The sequence below is a fragment of the Microbacterium jejuense genome (genome assembly GCF_039544225.1).
Taxonomy (GTDB): domain Bacteria; phylum Actinomycetota; class Actinomycetes; order Actinomycetales; family Microbacteriaceae; genus Microbacterium; species Microbacterium jejuense.
Genome location: NZ_BAABLG010000008.1, coordinates 202,982 through 219,082, shown reverse-complemented (window position 1 = coordinate 219,082; position 16,101 = coordinate 202,982). Strand labels below are relative to the sequence as shown.

General features: G+C 71.6%; 13 protein-coding genes. 7 read left to right on the top strand and 6 right to left on the bottom strand.

Features of this window, described 5'->3' with window-relative positions; translation table 11 throughout:
* Positions 1 to 35 precede the first annotated feature (35 nt).
* Positions 36 to 1,568, bottom strand: coding sequence for an FAD-dependent oxidoreductase (locus tag ABEA46_RS13710; protein ID WP_345545111.1), 1,533 nt, complete (start codon positions 1,566 to 1,568; stop codon positions 36 to 38).
* A gap of 65 nt (positions 1,569 to 1,633) precedes the next feature.
* Between ABEA46_RS13710 and ABEA46_RS13705 the strand changes: the two genes are divergently transcribed.
* Entirely contained in the window at positions 1,634 to 2,185 is a 552-nt protein-coding gene (locus ABEA46_RS13705) for a helix-turn-helix domain-containing protein (RefSeq protein WP_345545110.1), read from the top strand.
* A 37-nt stretch (positions 2,186 to 2,222) separates the two neighbouring features.
* On the opposite strand, the gene aspS is transcribed toward ABEA46_RS13705, so the two are convergent.
* Positions 2,223 to 3,563 carry an aspartate--tRNA(Asn) ligase gene (aspS, locus tag ABEA46_RS13700; RefSeq protein ID WP_345545109.1) on the bottom strand — a complete coding sequence of 447 codons (1,341 nt, stop codon included), beginning with the start codon at positions 3,561 to 3,563 and terminating at the stop codon, positions 2,223 to 2,225.
* Positions 3,564 to 3,671: 108 nt separating this feature from the next.
* On the opposite strand from aspS, the gene ABEA46_RS13695 reads away from it, so the two are divergent.
* Genes ABEA46_RS13695 through ccsB form a run of 5 tightly spaced genes read left to right on the top strand, consistent with a single transcriptional unit; the run spans position 3,672 to position 8,544 of the window.
* Entirely contained in the window at positions 3,672 to 4,301 is a 630-nt protein-coding gene (locus ABEA46_RS13695; protein ID WP_345545108.1) for a histidine phosphatase family protein, read from the top strand.
* Between the two features lie 26 nt (positions 4,302 to 4,327).
* Positions 4,328 to 4,912, top strand: a complete 585-nt coding sequence (locus ABEA46_RS13690) for a TlpA family protein disulfide reductase (RefSeq protein ID WP_345545107.1) — start codon at positions 4,328 to 4,330, stop codon at positions 4,910 to 4,912.
* Positions 4,909 to 5,724, top strand: a complete 816-nt coding sequence (locus ABEA46_RS13685; protein WP_345545106.1) for a cytochrome c biogenesis CcdA family protein — start codon at positions 4,909 to 4,911, stop codon at positions 5,722 to 5,724. The genes ABEA46_RS13690 and ABEA46_RS13685 overlap by 4 nt, the downstream gene beginning before the upstream one ends.
* Before the next feature lie 13 nt (positions 5,725 to 5,737).
* Entirely contained in the window at positions 5,738 to 7,444 is a 1,707-nt protein-coding gene (resB, locus tag ABEA46_RS13680; protein ID WP_345545105.1) for a cytochrome c biogenesis protein ResB, read from the top strand.
* A 5-nt stretch (positions 7,445 to 7,449) separates the two neighbouring features.
* Complete coding sequence (ccsB, locus tag ABEA46_RS13675; RefSeq protein WP_345545104.1) at positions 7,450 to 8,544, top strand: c-type cytochrome biogenesis protein CcsB; 1,095 nt, start codon at positions 7,450 to 7,452, stop codon at positions 8,542 to 8,544.
* Positions 8,545 to 8,560: 16 nt separating this feature from the next.
* Here the strand turns inward: ccsB and ABEA46_RS13670 are convergent, their stop codons facing one another.
* From ABEA46_RS13670 to ABEA46_RS13660, 3 genes are all read right to left on the bottom strand, one after another.
* On the bottom strand, positions 8,561 to 9,061 hold the full coding sequence (locus ABEA46_RS13670; RefSeq protein ID WP_345545103.1) for a nitroreductase/quinone reductase family protein: 501 nt from the start codon (positions 9,059 to 9,061) through the stop codon (positions 8,561 to 8,563).
* A gap of 141 nt (positions 9,062 to 9,202) precedes the next feature.
* Entirely contained in the window at positions 9,203 to 11,302 is a 2,100-nt protein-coding gene (locus ABEA46_RS13665) for a YhgE/Pip family protein (protein ID WP_345545102.1), read from the bottom strand.
* Positions 11,299 to 14,208 (bottom strand): MMPL family transporter, encoded by a 2,910-nt coding sequence (locus ABEA46_RS13660; RefSeq protein WP_345545101.1) that lies wholly within the window; start codon positions 14,206 to 14,208, stop codon positions 11,299 to 11,301. The genes ABEA46_RS13665 and ABEA46_RS13660 overlap by 4 nt, the downstream gene beginning before the upstream one ends.
* A 138-nt stretch (positions 14,209 to 14,346) precedes the next feature.
* Between ABEA46_RS13660 and ABEA46_RS13655 the strand changes: the two genes are divergently transcribed.
* Positions 14,347 to 14,985: a TetR/AcrR family transcriptional regulator gene (locus ABEA46_RS13655; protein WP_345545100.1), complete on the top strand. Its 639-nt coding sequence runs from the start codon at positions 14,347 to 14,349 to the stop codon at positions 14,983 to 14,985.
* Between the two features lies 1 nt (position 14,986).
* Here the strand turns inward: ABEA46_RS13655 and ABEA46_RS13650 are convergent, their stop codons facing one another.
* On the bottom strand, positions 14,987 to 15,988 hold the full coding sequence (locus ABEA46_RS13650; RefSeq protein WP_345545099.1) for an o-succinylbenzoate synthase: 1,002 nt from the start codon (positions 15,986 to 15,988) through the stop codon (positions 14,987 to 14,989).
* Positions 15,989 to 16,101 lie beyond the last annotated feature (113 nt).

Below are 16,101 nucleotides of genomic sequence, written 5' to 3'. Positions count from 1 at the left end.
CGCCGCGGCCGCCCGCCGTGTCGGAGCGGACCGCCTCAGCCGATGCGGCGCAGCAGCAGCACGCCGTCGTCGAGGTGTGCGGGCGTCCCGTCGGGCGCGGTGGCCTCGCGACGGCGGACCTCGGCGAGCTCGACCGTCCATCGGGCGGCGTCGAGGTCGAGCAGCGCGAGCTCCTCGTCCGGGGTGCGCATGATCGGCGCGTGCTCGGGCACTTCGCGCGCCCACGGCGGTGGGGCGGCATGCGACACGACCAGCAGCCGGCCGCCGGGGGCCACGCGCTCGCCTGCGTCGCGCAGCATGCGGATGCGGGGGAAGTCCGGCTCCCACGAGTGCAGGAAGCACGCCAGGACGAGGTCGAACTCGCCCGGGACCGAGGCGGCGCCGTCGCCGACCCGGAAGTCGACGGCGACGCCGCGCGACCCGGCCAGCGACGTGGCACGCCGCACCGCCGTCGCCGAGACGTCCACTCCCGTCGTGCGCCAGCCGTGCTCCGCGAGCCAGACGGCGTCGCCGCCCTCGCCGGAGCCGACGTCGAGCGCGCGGCCGGGCTCGAGCCCGGCCACCACGGCGGCCGTCGTCGCGTTGACGCGGCCCGACCAGAAGCGGTCCTCGGCTGCGTAGCGCTCCTCCCACCCGGCGTTGCGCACAGCGGTGCGGTCCGCGACGGCGCGGTCGAAGTCCTCCGTCACGAGCATCGCGTTCACCCCCGCGCCCGCCATCGAGCCCGAGCCCATCGACAGCGGCACGTTGCCGAACGGCGCGGTGGCGTTGCCGGCGGCGAAGACCCGCGGGTGGGTGGTGGCGCCGCGCTGGTCGGCGATCAGGGGAGCGCCCGGCTCGTCGCCGCGGGCGAGTCTCAGGCCCGCGGCGAAGTCCACGTCGAGCACGGGAGCGCCGCCGGTGAACAGGGCGTCCACCACGTGCTCGTCGCCGCTGTCGGTCCTGATCGCGAGGGCGCCGTCGCGCGCGTGCACCCCGAGCAGCGGGTCCGTCACGATCCGGATGCCGCGGGCGGTCAGTCGCCCGGTCGCCGAGTCGTCGAACCGTCCCGTCGTGAACACGGTGACATCGTCCGAGAGCTGACGCACCAGCTCGACCTGATGCAGGCTCGCCGTCGAAGTCGCGAGCACGCCGAGACGGCGCCCGGCCATCTCCCAGCCGTGGCAGTACGGGCAGTGCAGCACCGTGCGGCCCCATTCCTCCTGCAGTCCGGGCACATCGGGCAGTTCGTCGCGGATGCCGGTCGCGATGACCACGGCGCGTGCGGTGTCGATCGACCCGTCCTCGCGGGTCACGCGCAGGCGGTCGCCCGCGTCGGCCAGGTCCGTCACCGTGCCGGTCGCGAACTCGACGCCGTAGGCACGCGCTTCGGCGCGTCCGGTCGCGAGCAGGTCGGTCGGCGGCGTCCCGTCCTGGCCGAGCACGCCGTGCATGCGGGCCGCGAACCTGTTGCGCGGCATCCCGCCGTCGATCACCAGCGTGCGCCGCAGCGACCGCCCCAGCATCTGCGCGGCGCTCAGGCCTGCCGCACCGCCGCCGATGATGACGGCGTCCCAATCGTTCTCCATGACTCCAGCGTCGCTGGAGTGCAACAAAGTGGCAAACCGCTTTGCAGAAATGGCAAGATTGAGGAGTGGACGCACTTGATCAGGTCGGGCCGCGGCTGCGGGCTGCGCGCAAGGACCGCGGCTGGACGCTCGACGATCTCGCGACGCGCGCGGGCATGTCGCCGAGCACGCTCTCGCGTCTGGAGGCCGGAAAGCGCCAGGCGTCGCTCGAGCTCCTGCTGCCGCTCACCCGGCAGCTCGGCATCCGCATCGACGATCTGCTACCCGAAGCGCCCGCCGACCCCCGGGTGCACCGTGCCGTCCAGCGGCGCGAGGGCATGGTGATCGCACCGCTCACGCTCGATCACTCGCCGGTGCAGACCTACAAGGTGACGTTCCCGGCGGCGGCGCAGGCCCCTGAGCCCCGCGTGCACGACGGCTACGAGTGGCTGTATGTGCTGAGCGGACGGCTGCGCCTCGCGCTCGACGACCACGAGCACATCATCGAGCGCGGTGAGGCCGCCGAGTTCGACACGCGCCTGCCGCACAGCCTCAGCGCGACCGCCGAGGGCCCCGCCGAGGTGCTCAGCATCTTCAGCGCGTCGGGGGAGCGCATGCACACGCACGGAGCCCCGTGAGCGCGGGTGCGCTCACGGGGCTCCGTGACGATCGTGCTTACGGCGCGAGACGCGTCGGGCCGCGGAAGAGGTAGGTGACCTCGCGGATCGAGTCCTGGCCGAGCAGCAGCATCAGCACGCGCGCGAGGCCCATGCCGAACCCGCCGTGCGGCGGGGCGCCGTAGCGGAAGAAGTCGAAGTAGAAGTCGAGGTGCTCAGCCCCCAGGCCCTTCTCCTTCGCCTGCTCGATCAGCACGTCGACGCGGTGCTCGCGCTGCGCGCCCGTCGTGATCTCGACGCCCTTGAAGAGCAGGTCGTACGACTTGGTCAGCCCGGTCTCTTCGTCGCGCATGTGGTAGAAAGCGCGGATCTCGGGGTGGTAGTCAGTGATGAACACGAACTGGTGGCCGTACGTCTCTTCGACGTACGCCGAGATCTGGCGCTCGCCCTCGGGGTCGAGGTCGCCGTCGGTGCGGGGGATCTCGTAACCGCGGCTCTTGACGATCTCGCGCGCCTCGGCGAGCGGGATGCGCGGGAACGGGATGCTGGGCACCTGCACCTCGAGGCCGAACAGCTCCTCGATCTCGGCGCCGTGCTTGTCCTTGACCGCCTGGAAGCCCGCCTGCAGCAGCTCCTCCTGCATGGAGGCGACATCCTCGTGCGAGTCGATCCAGCTGATCTCGGCGTCCACCGACGTGAACTCGGTCGCGTGGCGCGACGTGAAGGACGGGTCGGCGCGGAACGCGGGGGCGATCTCGAAGATCTTGCCGAAGCCGGCGACCTGGGCCATCTGCTTGAAGAACTGCGGCGACTGCGCGAGGTACGCGGTCTGGTCGCCGAAGTACTCGAGCGAGAACAGCTCGGCGTTGGACTCGGATGCCGATGCCATGAGCTTCGGCGAGTGCACCTCGATGTAGTCGCGCTCGATCCAGTACGAGCGGAACGCGTGCTCGAGCGTGGTCTGCACGCGGAAGATGAGGTTGTTGCGACGCTGACGCAGGTCGAGGAAGCGCCAGTCCATGCGCTTGTCGAGGCCTGAGTCGGCCGCGATCGGCGTCTCGGCCAGTGCCGCGGCGGCGATGTCGAGCGAGCCGATCTTGATCTCGACGCCGCCGAGCTTGACGCGCTCGTCGTGCTTGAGCTCGCCGTGCACCGTCAGGAAGGTGCCCGTGGCGAGGTTCGAGATGAGGTCGGTGAGGGCGAGGGCCGCGGCATCCTGCTCGCTCCCGTCCTCGGCCGGGCGGGTGGCGGGATTGACCAGCTGCACCGCCCCGGTCTCGTCACGAAGGATGACGAACTGCACCTTCTTCTGATCGCGGACGGTCTCCACCCAGCCCGACACCGAGACGGGGCCGTCGGGGAGACCCTTCAACTGTCCAACGAGAACGCGTTCACTCACGAGCGACAAGTCTACGTGGCCGGTCGGCGGCCGCTTCGCCGGGATGCCGCACCGGCACAGGGCGAACGCTCAGCCGGCCCACAGAAGACGCCCACGTAGACTGGTGCGGTGCCCGCCGCTCGCCTCCATCTCGTGCGCCATGGGGAGGTTCACAACCCCGCCCGCGTGCTCTACGGACGACTCCCGGGGTATCGCCTGAGTGCCGACGGCCGGCGCATGGCCCGACAGGCCGCCGAGTACGTGAAGTCGCTGGAACGGCCGGTCTCGGTGCTCGTCAGCTCGCCGCTGCAGCGCACGCGCGAGTCGGCGGAGCCGTTCACCGAGCTCTTCGGTCTCGACCCGGTCATCGACGACCGCGTGATCGAGCCCACCAACGTGTTCGAGGGCAAGCGCATGAAGAAGGCGCTCGCCAACCCGCTCAACTGGCGCCACCTGCGGGCGCCCGGCGTCCCCAGCTGGGGCGAGCCGTACGACCAGGTCATCGCGCGCATGCGCGACGCGATGAAGGATGCCTGGAACGCGGCTCCGTCCGGTGACGTCGTGATCGTGTCGCACCAGCTGCCGATCTGGGTCACGCACCTCGCCGTCGCGGGCGAGCCGCCTCGCCACGACCCGCGCAAGCGGCGCTGCGCGCTGTCGAGCGTCACGAGCTTCGAACTGCTGGACAAGAGATGGACCGAGGTCGGCTACGCCGAACCGGCGACGACGGCCGGTGCCGTGGATGTGGGGGCGGTATGAGCCGGGGATTCGCACGGGCACGGGGCGTGGCGACCGTCATTGTCAGCCTGGGGCTGATCGCGGGACTCGCGGCGTGCACCGCGGACCCGCTGGCCGAGCAGTACCGCGAGGGCGACAACAAGGGCTTCGTCTCGGCCGCGAACGGCTTCGAGGTCGTCGAGATCAAGGCCGCCGACCGCACCGAGCCCGTCGAGTTCGAGGGCGTGCTCGACACCGGCGACAAGACCTCGAGCGACGACTACGCGGGCGATGTCACCGTCGTGAACTTCTGGTACGCCAGCTGTGCGCCGTGCCGGGTCGAGGCGCCCGAGCTCGCGAAGGTCGCCGCCTCGTTCGACGGTCAGGACGTGAAGTTCCTCGGGGTCAACCTGTACGACGGCGCCGAGGCGGCGCAGGCGTTCGCGACGAAGTTCGGCATCGACTACCCGAGCGCGCTCGCGACCGTCGACGGCTCGATCAAGCTCGCCTTCGCCGGCTCGACCCCGCTCAACGCGGTCCCGGTCACGCTCGTGCTCGACAAGGAGGGCCGCGTCGCCGCCCGCCTGATCGGGCAGATCGAAGAGGCGTCGATCCTCGAGACCCTCGTGCGCGAGACGCTGGAGGAGTCGTGAGCCTCGGCGAGCTCGTCGCCGACGGCTCGCTGCTCGTCGCCGTACCGATCGCGATCCTCGCGGGCGCGATCTCGTTCCTCTCGCCCTGCGTGCTGCCCCTCGTGCCCGGCTACCTCGGGTTCATCGGCGGGGCGGTGGCACCGCGTCCGGCGCCGGTCGCCGCGACCGCGGGAGTGGATGCCGGAACCCAGACGCCCGCACCAGTCACAACGTCGACCGGGCTCGAGGCCCCCGCACGCGGCCGGCTCGTGCTCGGCGTGCTGCTGTTCATCGCCGGGTTCACCGTGGTGTTCGTCAGCATGGCGATGCTCGGCGGCACTGTCGGGCGCTTCTTCCTCGAGTACGCCGAGCTCATCACCCGGATCCTCGGCGTGCTGATCATCGCGATGGGGCTCGTCTTCATCGGCTGGTTCGGCCTCGCGCAGCGCATCGCCCGTCCGCAGGTCCGCGGCAACCTCGGACTCATCGGCGCCCCGCTGCTCGGCATCGCGCTCGCGATCGGCTGGGCGCCCTGCATCGGCCCCACGCTCGCCGTGATCCTGACGATGTCGTTCGACTCCGGATCGGTGGGCCGTGCGGCCCTCCTCGGCGTCGCCTACTCGCTCGGGCTCGGCATCCCGTTCCTTCTCATCACGCTCGGATTCGGCTGGGCGACGCGCTCGGTCACGTTCGTGCGTCGCCACATCCGCGTCGTCAACCTCATCGGCGGCGGTCTGCTCATCGTGCTCGGTCTTCTCATGGTGACCGGCGTGTGGACCGCCGTGATGGCTCAGCTCCAGGGGGTGTTCACCGGTGTCCCGGCCCCGCTCTGACTCCGAGACCTCGGTGGATCCGCTCCGGCCCGCCGACCACGCCGACGGCGCCGATCCGGCGGCCGAGGCATCCGACGACATCACCCAGCCGTCGCTAGGCGTCATCGGCTGGCTGCGCTGGGGGTGGCGTCAGCTCACCTCGATGCGCACCGCCCTCGTGCTGCTGCTGCTGCTCGCGATCGCGGCGGTTCCGGGCTCGCTCGTGCCGCAGCGCAGCGCCGACCCCAACGGCGTGCGGCAGTACTTCGTCGACAACCCCGACCTCGCGCCGGTGCTCGACAAGCTGAGCCTGTTCGACGTCTACACGTCGCCGTGGTTCTCGGCGATCTACATCCTGCTGTTCATCTCTCTCGTGGGCTGCGTGATCCCGCGCACCAAGCACCACTTCAAGGCGATGCGCGCGAAGCCGCCACGCACGCCCGCGCGCCTGTCGCGCCTGGACGCCCACCACTCCGAGATCCTCGAGTACGCGGACGAGGCGGATGCCGCAGCCGCCGCCGCGGTCGCGGTCGACGCCGCGCAGCAGCAGCTGCGCAGGTCGGGGTACCGAGTCGAGCGGTATGACACCGCAAGGGCGCTGTCGGTGTCGGCGGAGCGCGGCTACCTGCGCGAGACCGGCAACCTGGTGTTCCACGCCGCACTCGTGGGGGTGCTGCTCGCGGTCGGGATCGGCGGCGGCTTCACCTACACCGGCCAGACCGTCATCATCGAGGGCCGCACGTGGGTCAACACGATGCTCGACTACACGTCGTTCAACCCGGGGCGCTTCGTCGACGAGGACGCCCTGACGCCGTACGCCCTCACCCTCGACCGGTTCGACGTGACCTACCAGCCCAACGGCTCGCAGGGGTCCGGCATGGCCGGCGACTTCGTCGCGAACCTCACGACGCAGTACGCGGGCGGTGACGCCGCGAAGGGCGAGGTGCGGGTCAACCACCCGCTCGACATGGCGGGCGACCGCGTCTACCTCATGGGCAACGGCTACGCCCCGACGCTCACGATCCGAAATGCCGACGGCGACGTCGTGTTCTCGGAGGCCGTGCCGTTCCTGCCGCAGGACACCAACATGACCTCGCTCGGCGTCATCAAGGTGCCGGACGGCCTGAGCGACCAGCTCGGCCTCGTGGGCTTCTTCTACCCCACGCAGGTCAAGCTCGACAGCGGGGCGTACACGTCGGCCTACCCGGCGCTCATCAGCCCGGTCGTGACGCTCGACGTGTACGTCGGCGACCTCGGCATCGACGGCGGCGTGCCGAAGTCGGTGTACACGCTCGACACGAGCGACATGGACAAGCTCACCGGCGTCGGCACCGACGTGAAGTCGCTGGAGCTCGCGCCGGGCGACACCGCCGACCTCCCGGGAGGGCGCGGCACCGTCACGTTCGAGAACGAGGCGCCCGCGGGCGCACAGGGCTATGACGGCTCGGTCAAGCGCTACGTGTCGCTGTCGATCCACCGCGACACCGCTGCCACCTGGGTGCTGGTGTTCGCGGTGCTGGCGCTGGCCGGGCTGCTGGCCGCCCTGTTCGTGCCCCGCCGGCGCATGTGGGTCAAGGCGGTGGTCCAGGGGCACACCGTGCACCTCGAGTACGCCGGACTCGCCCGCGGCGAGGACCCGACGCTCGCGGCGGCCGTCGACCAGTTCGCCGTGAAGCACCTCGCCTCGCTGCCCGACGTGCCCCGGGCCCCCTCTCCCGAAACCACCCCCGACGTAGACTGAGGATCATGCCCGACGCCCTGCCTTTCGACCTCGACTCGATCTCGCGGCTCCTGGTCTGGACGGCCATCGCGATCTATGCCCTCGCGTTCATCGCGTACACGATCGACCTGTCGCGGCGGGGAGCTGTCGCCGCGGATGCGAAGGACGCCGCTGCGAAGGATGCCGCCACCCGCGGCGCGCGCGAGCGTGAACTCGTCGCCGCCGGCGGCGGATCGGTCGCTGCCGGTTCGGCCGGCTCCGGATCGGTCGCCGCGCTCCGCGCGCAGGAGGCCGCGTCCGAAGCTGCGCTGAACGCCCCCGTCGGGCGCCGCGAGCGTCTCGTGTGGGCGCGCATCGGCACGGCGCTCACGGTGCTCGGCTTCCTGTTCCACGTCGGCGGCGACGTCACGCGCGGCATCGCGGCGGGTCGGGTGCCGTGGTCGAACATGTACGAGTTCGCCCTCACCGGCACGATGCTCATCGTCGCCGTGTACCTCGGCGTGCTCTTCCGGTACGACCTGCGCTTCCTCGGCACCTTCATCACGGGCCTCGTGGTGGTGCTCCTGGGTGGCACGGCCATCTGGTTCTACACCGAGATCGTGCCCCTGGCCGACCCGCTGAAGTCCGTGTGGCTCGTCATCCACGTGTTCGTCGCGTCGCTGTCGACAGCCATCTTCGCGCTCGCCTTCGGACTGTCGGTGCTGCAGCTCATGCAGTCGCGACGCGAGCGGAAGATCGCCACCGCGGCGTCGGGCGAGGCATCCACCACCGTCAAGACCGGCCCCGGATTCCTCCGGACGCTGCCCAGCGCCGACGCGCTGGAGTCGCTCGCGTACCGGTTCGCGATCATCGGCTTCATCTTCTGGACCTTCACGCTCATCGCGGGATCGATCTGGGCCAACGATGCATGGGGCCGCTACTGGGGCTTCGACACGAAGGAAGTCTGGACCTTCGTGATCTGGGTGCTCTACGCCGGGTACATCCACGCGCGTGCGACCCGCGGCTGGCGCGGCTCGCGGTCGGCGTGGCTGTCGATCATCGGCTTCACCGCGGTGCTGTTCAACTTCACCATCGTGAACATGTTCTTCAAGGGCCTGCACGCCTACTCGGGCCTGAACTGACCCGGCCGGCCGCCGCTCAGACGGCGGAGGCCGCAGTCGCCGGCGAGAGCACGACGACCGGGGTCTCTCTGCTGCGCAGCGCCGCGTGCACGTCGAGGTCGTCGCCGCCGTTGAGCGTGCGGTAGACGGCCCACAGCCGCTCGCGCTCGGCCCCCGTCGCCGCATGGGCGACCACGGCGCGCGGCCCGTCCGGCAGGTCGACCTCGGCCGTCGGCGCCGCCTGCAGGTTGAGCCACCATGCCGGCGGCGGATCACCCCATCCGTTCATCGCGAGCGTGACGAGGTCCGCGCCGTCCTCGAAATAGGCGAGGATCGCAACGCGCGGCTTGCCCGATCGGCGCCCGACAGTGTGCAGCCGCATCATCCCCCACACGGCGGGGGTCGGGGTCCGCAGCCCCAGCCGGCCGCCGCTGACGCGGTACAGCCCGCGATGGACCACCCACGCCGTGCGGATGAACCATCGCGGCGGCAGTTTCGCGCCGGCGCGCGGCAGATCGGCTCCTTCGGGTGAGCTCACGCCTCGATCCTGGCCCTGTCTGCCACGCGGGTGCAACCGGTGCTGAGGCCGGCGCGGGGGGAGTGGATGCCGCACACGACGCCGCCCCGGTCGCGGGGTGCGGCCGGGGCGGGGAATCGTCCGTGCGGGTCAGGCAGCGGGTCAGGCGGTGACCGGTGCCGCCTTCAGCAGCGCCCGCGCCGACGTCGTGCGACGCCGGGCGACCGCGAGCATCGTGGCGACGAGGGCGACGAGCGTCCAGATCACCAGCCCCGCGTACGCGGCTCCGAGCCCACCGGCCGAGGTGAGTGCCGCGACCATGCCCTGGTAGGCGGCCGACGTCGGCATGAGGGCGGCGATGCTCGACAGCATGCCGGGCACGGTCGAGACGATGCCGGTCGCGACGGCGAGCACACCCACGAGGGCAGAGATCCAGCGTCCGGCGCCGCCGAACACTGCGACCAGGGCCTGGTTGACGGCGGCGAACGCGATGCCTGCGACGACGCTCACACCGGCGAACACCCACCACTGGCTCCACGAGTACGACGCGGCGATCTGCACGACGCCGGCCACGAGCAGGCCCTGCAGGGCGCCGATCCCTGCCGCCGGTGCGTAGGAGCGCAGTGCGAGCACGGCCGAGGACTTGCGCGAGGTCAGCGCGCGGCGCGACACGGCCTGCAGCGCGATGAAGGTGCCGAGACCGCCGAACCACAGGGCGAGCGTCGCGAGGAGCGGGATCGACGACGCGCCGAACAGCGACGAGTCGGCGCCGTCGGCGCTGACCGGGTCGGCGACCACGGTCGCGAGGTCGGTGGCCTGCTGATCCGTGTACGAGGGCAGCGAGTCTGCCGCGGTGTGCAGTCCGGTCGCGAGCGTCGAAGTGCCGTCGGCCAGCTGCGCGACGCCGTCGGCGAGCGTCGTGGCGCCGCTCGCGGCCTGCGTCGCGCCGTCGGCGAGCTGGGTGGCGCCGCTGGCGAGGCCGTTCGCGCCGTCCTGGATGCCCGTCGCGCCGGTCGCGAGCTGGCCCGCGCCGTCCTGGATGCCCGTGGCGCCGGTCGCGAGCTGGCCCGCACCTGTGGCGGACTGGTCGATGCCGCCGGCGAGCTGGGTGAGACCGCCGCTGAGCGTCGACACGTTCGTCCCGATCTCGCGGAACTGCCCGACGAACTGGGCGGTCGCCTCGGTGTCGAACTGCGAGAGGCCGGCCGAGGTGCCGGAGGCTGCGGCATCGACACCCTGCGCCGCTGTCAGGAGCGTGTCGCAGTACGCCTGCGCCGCGCCGCTGGCGGCGCAGTTCTGAGCGATCGCCAGGACCCCTGCGGCCGCCTGGGCGCTCGCACCGGCCGCGCCCGACAGCTCGTCGGGCACGAGACCGCTCTGCTCGAGCTGCGTCGCGCCGGCGTTCACTCCGTCTGCGAGCTGCTGCGCGCCGTCGGCCGCATCGCGCGTCTTGCCCGCGATGGTCGTCAGCCCGGACTGGAGCGAGGTCGCGCCGCCGGCGACCTGGCCTGCGCCGTCGGCCAGCGACGTGGCGCCGCCCGAGAGCTGCGCGGCGCCGTCGGCGAGCTGGGTCGCGCCGCTGGAGAGCTGCGCGTTGCCGTCGGCGAGCTGCGTGATGCCGGCCGGGAGCTGTGCGGCGCCGTCGGCGGCCTGGGTGGCGCCGTCGGCGAGCTGCGTCGCGCCGTCGGCCGCGGTGCCCAGCTGGTCGCCCAGCGTCGTGAATCCGAGGAAGACGTTCTCGAGGTAGACCTGCGAGAGCTGCGTCCCCATGCTGGATGCCGCCACCGCGGCGACCTGCGAGGTGATGGCGTCGTCGACGATGAGGCTGTCTGGCGGGGTCGTGACGGTGATCGTCGCCTTCTCGGGGGTCTCGCCGGGCTGGGTCGAGGTCGCTGCGGCCGAGAAGTTCTCGGGGATCGTGATGACGGCGGCATACGTGCCGTCGGCCAGGCCCGCCGCGGCGTCGTCCTCGTTCGAGATCGTCCACGTGAGGTTGCTGTCGACGTCATCGGAGCCCTCGACGAGGCCGGCGGTGAGCTGGCGGCCGAGGGGCACCATCTGACCGTCGATCGTGACGGGCTCGTCCTCGTTCACGACCGCGGCGGTCAGGCTGTCGAGCCGCTCGGTCGGGTTGTAGAGCGCGGCGACGAGGATGCCGCCGATGACGACCGGCAGCAGCAGCACGCCGACGAGCGTCAACCATGTGACGGGCCGCCGGGAGCGCGCGCGCTCGGTGGCCGTGGTGATCCAGTTCGGGGTCATGCGTTCACCTCTGCGGTGGTGGGGGTGTGGGCGGCGCCGGCCTGCAGCGGCAGCGTCGACAGATCGGAGCGGTGCGCGTCGGCGAGCAGCGCCAGGGCGGCGCTGTCGGTGCGCGAGGTCAGGACCAGCGTGAGGGCCGGCGTCCGGTCCGCGGTGGTGCGCGACGCCAGGGCGGCGGTCGCATCGCGCAGCAGCGCGGCGGCCTGGTCGCGCTCGGCGGCGTCGAGAGCGTCGACTCCGTCGATCACGACCAGCTCGGCGCGCCCCGCCAGCGCGCGGCGCAGCCCGTCGACCCGGTCGTCGGTGTCGCCGAGCAGCGCGAGGCCGACGTGGGCGCGGACCCAGGCCGCGCGCTCGGGCAGCAGGTGCCCCGCGACGCGCAGGCGTCCGTCGGTGGGCGACAGCCGTCCGGCGGTGACGAGCGCGAACGCCCGGGTCGCGCGCGGGTCGCCCGTGGCGATCAGCGTGCCGCCGGGCTCCACCCGGAAGGTCGCGCCGTCGAACAGCGCCACCTCGCCGAGCGAGCGTCCGCCGTCGGCCTGCACGCCGACCTGCTCGCCGACGACCACGGCGGTCGTGTCCGGCTCAGGCCACTCCGCGAGCGACAGTTCGCGTTCGACAGCCTCGCCCTCGATGTCGAAGTGGGGGAGGATGCGGTCCAGCCATCGCGGCATCCACCATGCCTTGTCGCCGAGCAGGGCCATCACGGCCGGCACGAGCGTCATGCGCACGAGGAAGGCGTCGATCGCGATGCCGGCCGCGAGGCCGAGGGCGATGGGCTTGATGGAGGAGTCGCCCTCGGGCACGAACGCGGCGAAGACCGCGAACATGATGACGGCGGCGGCGGTGACCACGCGGGCCGAGGCCGTGAAGCCCGAGCGGACGGCGCCGATCGCGATGTCGCGGGCGCTGCGGGTGGCATGCCCCGCGGCGCCGCGGCGGGCGTGCACGTAGTCCTCGCGCATGCGGCTGACCAGGAACACCTGGTAGTCCATCGCGAGCCCGAAGAGCACGCCCATCAGGATGATCGGCATGAAGCTGATGACCGGGCCCGTCTTGTCGACGTGCAGCAGGTCGGCGCCCCAGCCCCACTCGAACACCGCGGCGACGACGCCGAACGCGGCGAGCACCGACAGCAGGTAGCCGAGGGCGGCGGTCAGGGGCACCCAGATCGAGCGGAACACGATCATGAGGAGGATCAGCGACAGGCCGACCACGAAGATGCCGAAGGGCAGCAGCGCGGCGCCCAGCAGGTCCGAGATGTCGATGCCGACGGCGGTGAAGCCGGTGACCAGCAGGTCGACGCCGTACTCGTCTTTGAGCTCGGGGGCGAGGTCGCGCAGCGCCCGTACGAGATCGGCGGTCGCCGGGTCGTCGGGGGCGGTCTCGGGAACGATCTGGATGAGCCCGGTGTCGGCCGTCTCGTTCGGGGTCGCCAGGGCGACCTCCTTGACGCCCGGCACCTTCTCGACCTCGGCCTTGAGGTCGGCCATGAGGCCGAGCGGGTCGGTCGAGGTGACGATCGTTCCGGTCATGATGAGCGGGCCGTTGGCGCCCGGGCCGAAGTGCTCGGCGGTCAGGTCGTACGCCTGGCGGGCCTGGCTCGATGCGGGCTGCTGGCCGGCGTTCGGCAGTGCGAGCGTCAGGCTCGCCGCCGGGATCGCCACGACGCCGAGCGTGATGACGACAGCGATCGTGGTGATGAGGGGATGCTTCGTCACGAGCATGACCCAGCGGTTGGGCTTCTTCGCCACCGGCGCCGGCAGTGCCTCGTGGGGTGCGTCCTGCGCCGCGTCGTCATCGTGGGCGCCGTCGGCCGCGGCGGCCGCGGTGGCCGTGCGACGGCCGGGGAGCGGCATCCCCCGACGCTTCCTGCCGTGGCCCCACCCGGCGACGCGCTCCTTCGCGAACCCGAGCAGCGCGGGGGTGAGGGTGATCGCGACGACCACGGCGATCGCGACGGCGACGGCTGCGGCGATGCCCATCGTGGTGAGGAAGGGGATGCCTGCGAAGCCGAGGCCGATGAGGGCGATGAGCACCGTCACACCGGCGAACACGACAGCGGATCCGGCGGTGCCGGTGGCGCGCGCTGCCGATTCCTCGGGCTCCTCGCCGGCACGCACCTGGTCCTGATGTCGGGCGACGATGAACAGGGCGTAGTCGATGCCGACCGCGAGCCCCAGCATGATCGCGAGCATCGGCGTGGTCGACGAGATCGAGGCGAACGCGGTCGAGACGTAGATGAGGGCGATCGCGAGGCCCACGCCGATGAGCGCCGACACCAGCGGGAACCACGCCACCGCGAAGGAGCGGAACGTGACGATCAGCACGAACAGGGCGATGAGCACGCCGACGGCCTCGATGAGCGAGAGTGCGGGCACCGACATCGAGAAGAGGTCGCCGCCCATGGCGACCTGCGATCCGGCGGGCAGCGTGTCCCGCAGGTCGGCGGCGACATCCTCCAGCTGCGACTTGGTCTCGTCCGAGACGTCGGTGGACTGCCCGTCGAACTGCAGCCGTACGATCGCGGCCGACTCGTCGTCGGCCACCATGCCGCTGACCATCTCGTTGTACGGATCGGTCACGGCGATGACGCCGTCGATGTCTTCGAACTGCGACACGGCGTCGCCGATGTCGGTCTTGTACGGGTCGGCCGTGACGCTGTCGCCGTCGGCGACGACGACGACCATCTGCGCACTCGTGCCGCTGGCCTGGGGGAAGCTGCGGTCCAGCAGCTCGATGCCCTCCTGGGCCTCGGTGCCGGGGATCGAGAACGAGTTGTCGGTGCCCTTCATGAACAGCGCGGCGCCGCCGCCGGCGAGGGCGAGCAGCAGCAGCCAGGCGACGAGCACGCGCCACGGGTGGCGGTACGACCAGCGGCCGAGCGCATACAGGACAGTCGACACAGCGCTTCCTCCGGGATCAAGGGTGAGAGGTACGGGAACCGTCGATACAGCGCTGTATCGGATACATGAGTGTATCGTAAGGCGGGTTCGCCGCCCGAACCTGAGTAGTCCGTGTGAGACTGGCGGAGAGGAGAACCGATGACCGACACCCAGACGGCAGACAGTGCCGTCACGTCCCCCCGTCGTGAGGCGACACGGCAGAAGCTGCTGGATGCCGCGGCCCTCGTCTACGCCGAGGTCGGCGTCGACGCGGCCTCTGTCGAGGAGATCTGCGAGCGCGCCGGATTCACGCGCGGAGCGTTCTACTCGAACTTCGAGACGAAGGACGAGCTGATGCTCGCGCTCACCGAGCGCGTCGCCGGCGAGAAGATCGACGAGGTCGCCGAGCGCGTCGCGGCGCTGCAGGCCCGCGGCGAGGAGCTCGAGCCGGGCGACCTGGTCCGGCGTCTGCTCGACGCGGCGTTCGACAAGAAGCAGGGCATCCTGCTCACGAGCGAGATCCGCACGCGTGCGATGCGCGACCCACGGCTGGCGCAGACGTTCGTGGCCTGGCAGTCCGGGTTGGTGGAGCGCGTCGGAGCGTTCATCGAAGAGCTCGCGCAGACGTACGGCTTCCGGCTGAGGGTGCCCGCCACCGAGTTCGCCGGCCTCATCATCCAGACCTGGGAAGACACCGCCGCCTACGCCGTCATGAGCGGGCTCGGCCCCGAAGAGACCCACACGCTCGTCAACGAGCGGACCGCCCGGCTCGCGACGGCTCTCGTCGACCCAGTCTGAGTCAGCGTCCGGCGGCCAGTACCTCGTGACAGCGGGTCACGCGGTCGAGCCACCACTGCCGCCTTCCGGCGGGCGCGGCGTGATCGGCCAGCAGCGCGGGTGACGGCGTCACGCGCCCGACCGGCAGCATCCCGTCCCGCGGCGCGAGCGGCGGGTCCGCGACATCCGCGATGAACAGCGACGCCGTGCCCAGCCCGCAGTCGTAGTCGAGGCGGGGGAGCGCAGCTGCCAGCGCCACGCCCATCGACAGGCCGACGGACGTGTCGAGGGCGCTCGACACGACGGCGGGGAGCCCTGCTTCGGCGACGATCTCGAGTGCGCGCCGCACGCCGCCGAGGGGCTGCACCTTGACGACGAGCAGATCCGCGGCGCCGGCGCGCGCCACGGCGAGCGGGTCGGCGGCCTTGCGCACGCTCTCGTCGGCCGCGATCGGGATGCCCATGTACTTCACGCGGCGCCGCAGCTCCGCGAGCTCGTCGACGCCCGCGCACGGCTGCTCGGCGTACTCGAGGTCGAACTCGGCCAGCGCGTGCAGTGCCCGCTCGGCCTCGTCGACGTTCCAGCCGCCGTTCGCGTCGATGCGCACACGGCCCTCCGGCCCCAGGCTCTCGCGCACGGCGCGCACGCGTGCGATGTCGTCGGCCGGCCGCTGACCGGGCTCGGCGACCTTGACCTTGGCGGTCCGGCATCCGTCGTAGCGCGCGAGCACGTCCGGCACCGCGGCCGCCGCCACGGCGGGCACCGTGGCGTTGACGCCGACGGCGTCACGGACGACGGCGGGGCGCGGCATCCACGCGTCTTCGATCGCCGCGGCGAGCCACGTCGCCGACTCGACGTCGTCGTACTCGGCGAAGGGCGAGAACTCGGACCAGCCCTCGGGTCCCTCGAACAGCAGGGCCTCGCGCACGTCGATGCCGCGGAACCGCGTCGCGAGCGGCAGCGCGACCACGCGCGCGGTGTCGAGGATGTCGCTGAGCGGGGGCAGCGGTGCGTCGGTGCTCACGCATCCATCCTGCCTCCCACCCCGTTCACTTGCGCTGTTTGTACGCGGAACCCGCGTTTCGGCGTACGTACAGCGCAAGTGAGCTTCAGAACAATGTGTACTTGACGATAGTG

Coding starts and splice junctions, on each gene's coding strand:
- ABEA46_RS13710 (WP_345545111.1), bottom strand. CDS start 1,568: ATGGAGAACGATTGGGACGCCGTCATCATCGGCGGCGGTGCGGCAGGC.
- ccsB (WP_345545104.1), top strand. CDS start 7,450: ATGCCCGACGCCCTGCCTTTCGACCTCGACTCGATCTCGCGGCTCCTG.
- ABEA46_RS13665 (WP_345545102.1), bottom strand. CDS start 11,302: ATGACCCCGAACTGGATCACCACGGCCACCGAGCGCGCGCGCTCCCGG.
- ABEA46_RS13655 (WP_345545100.1), top strand. CDS start 14,347: ATGACCGACACCCAGACGGCAGACAGTGCCGTCACGTCCCCCCGTCGT.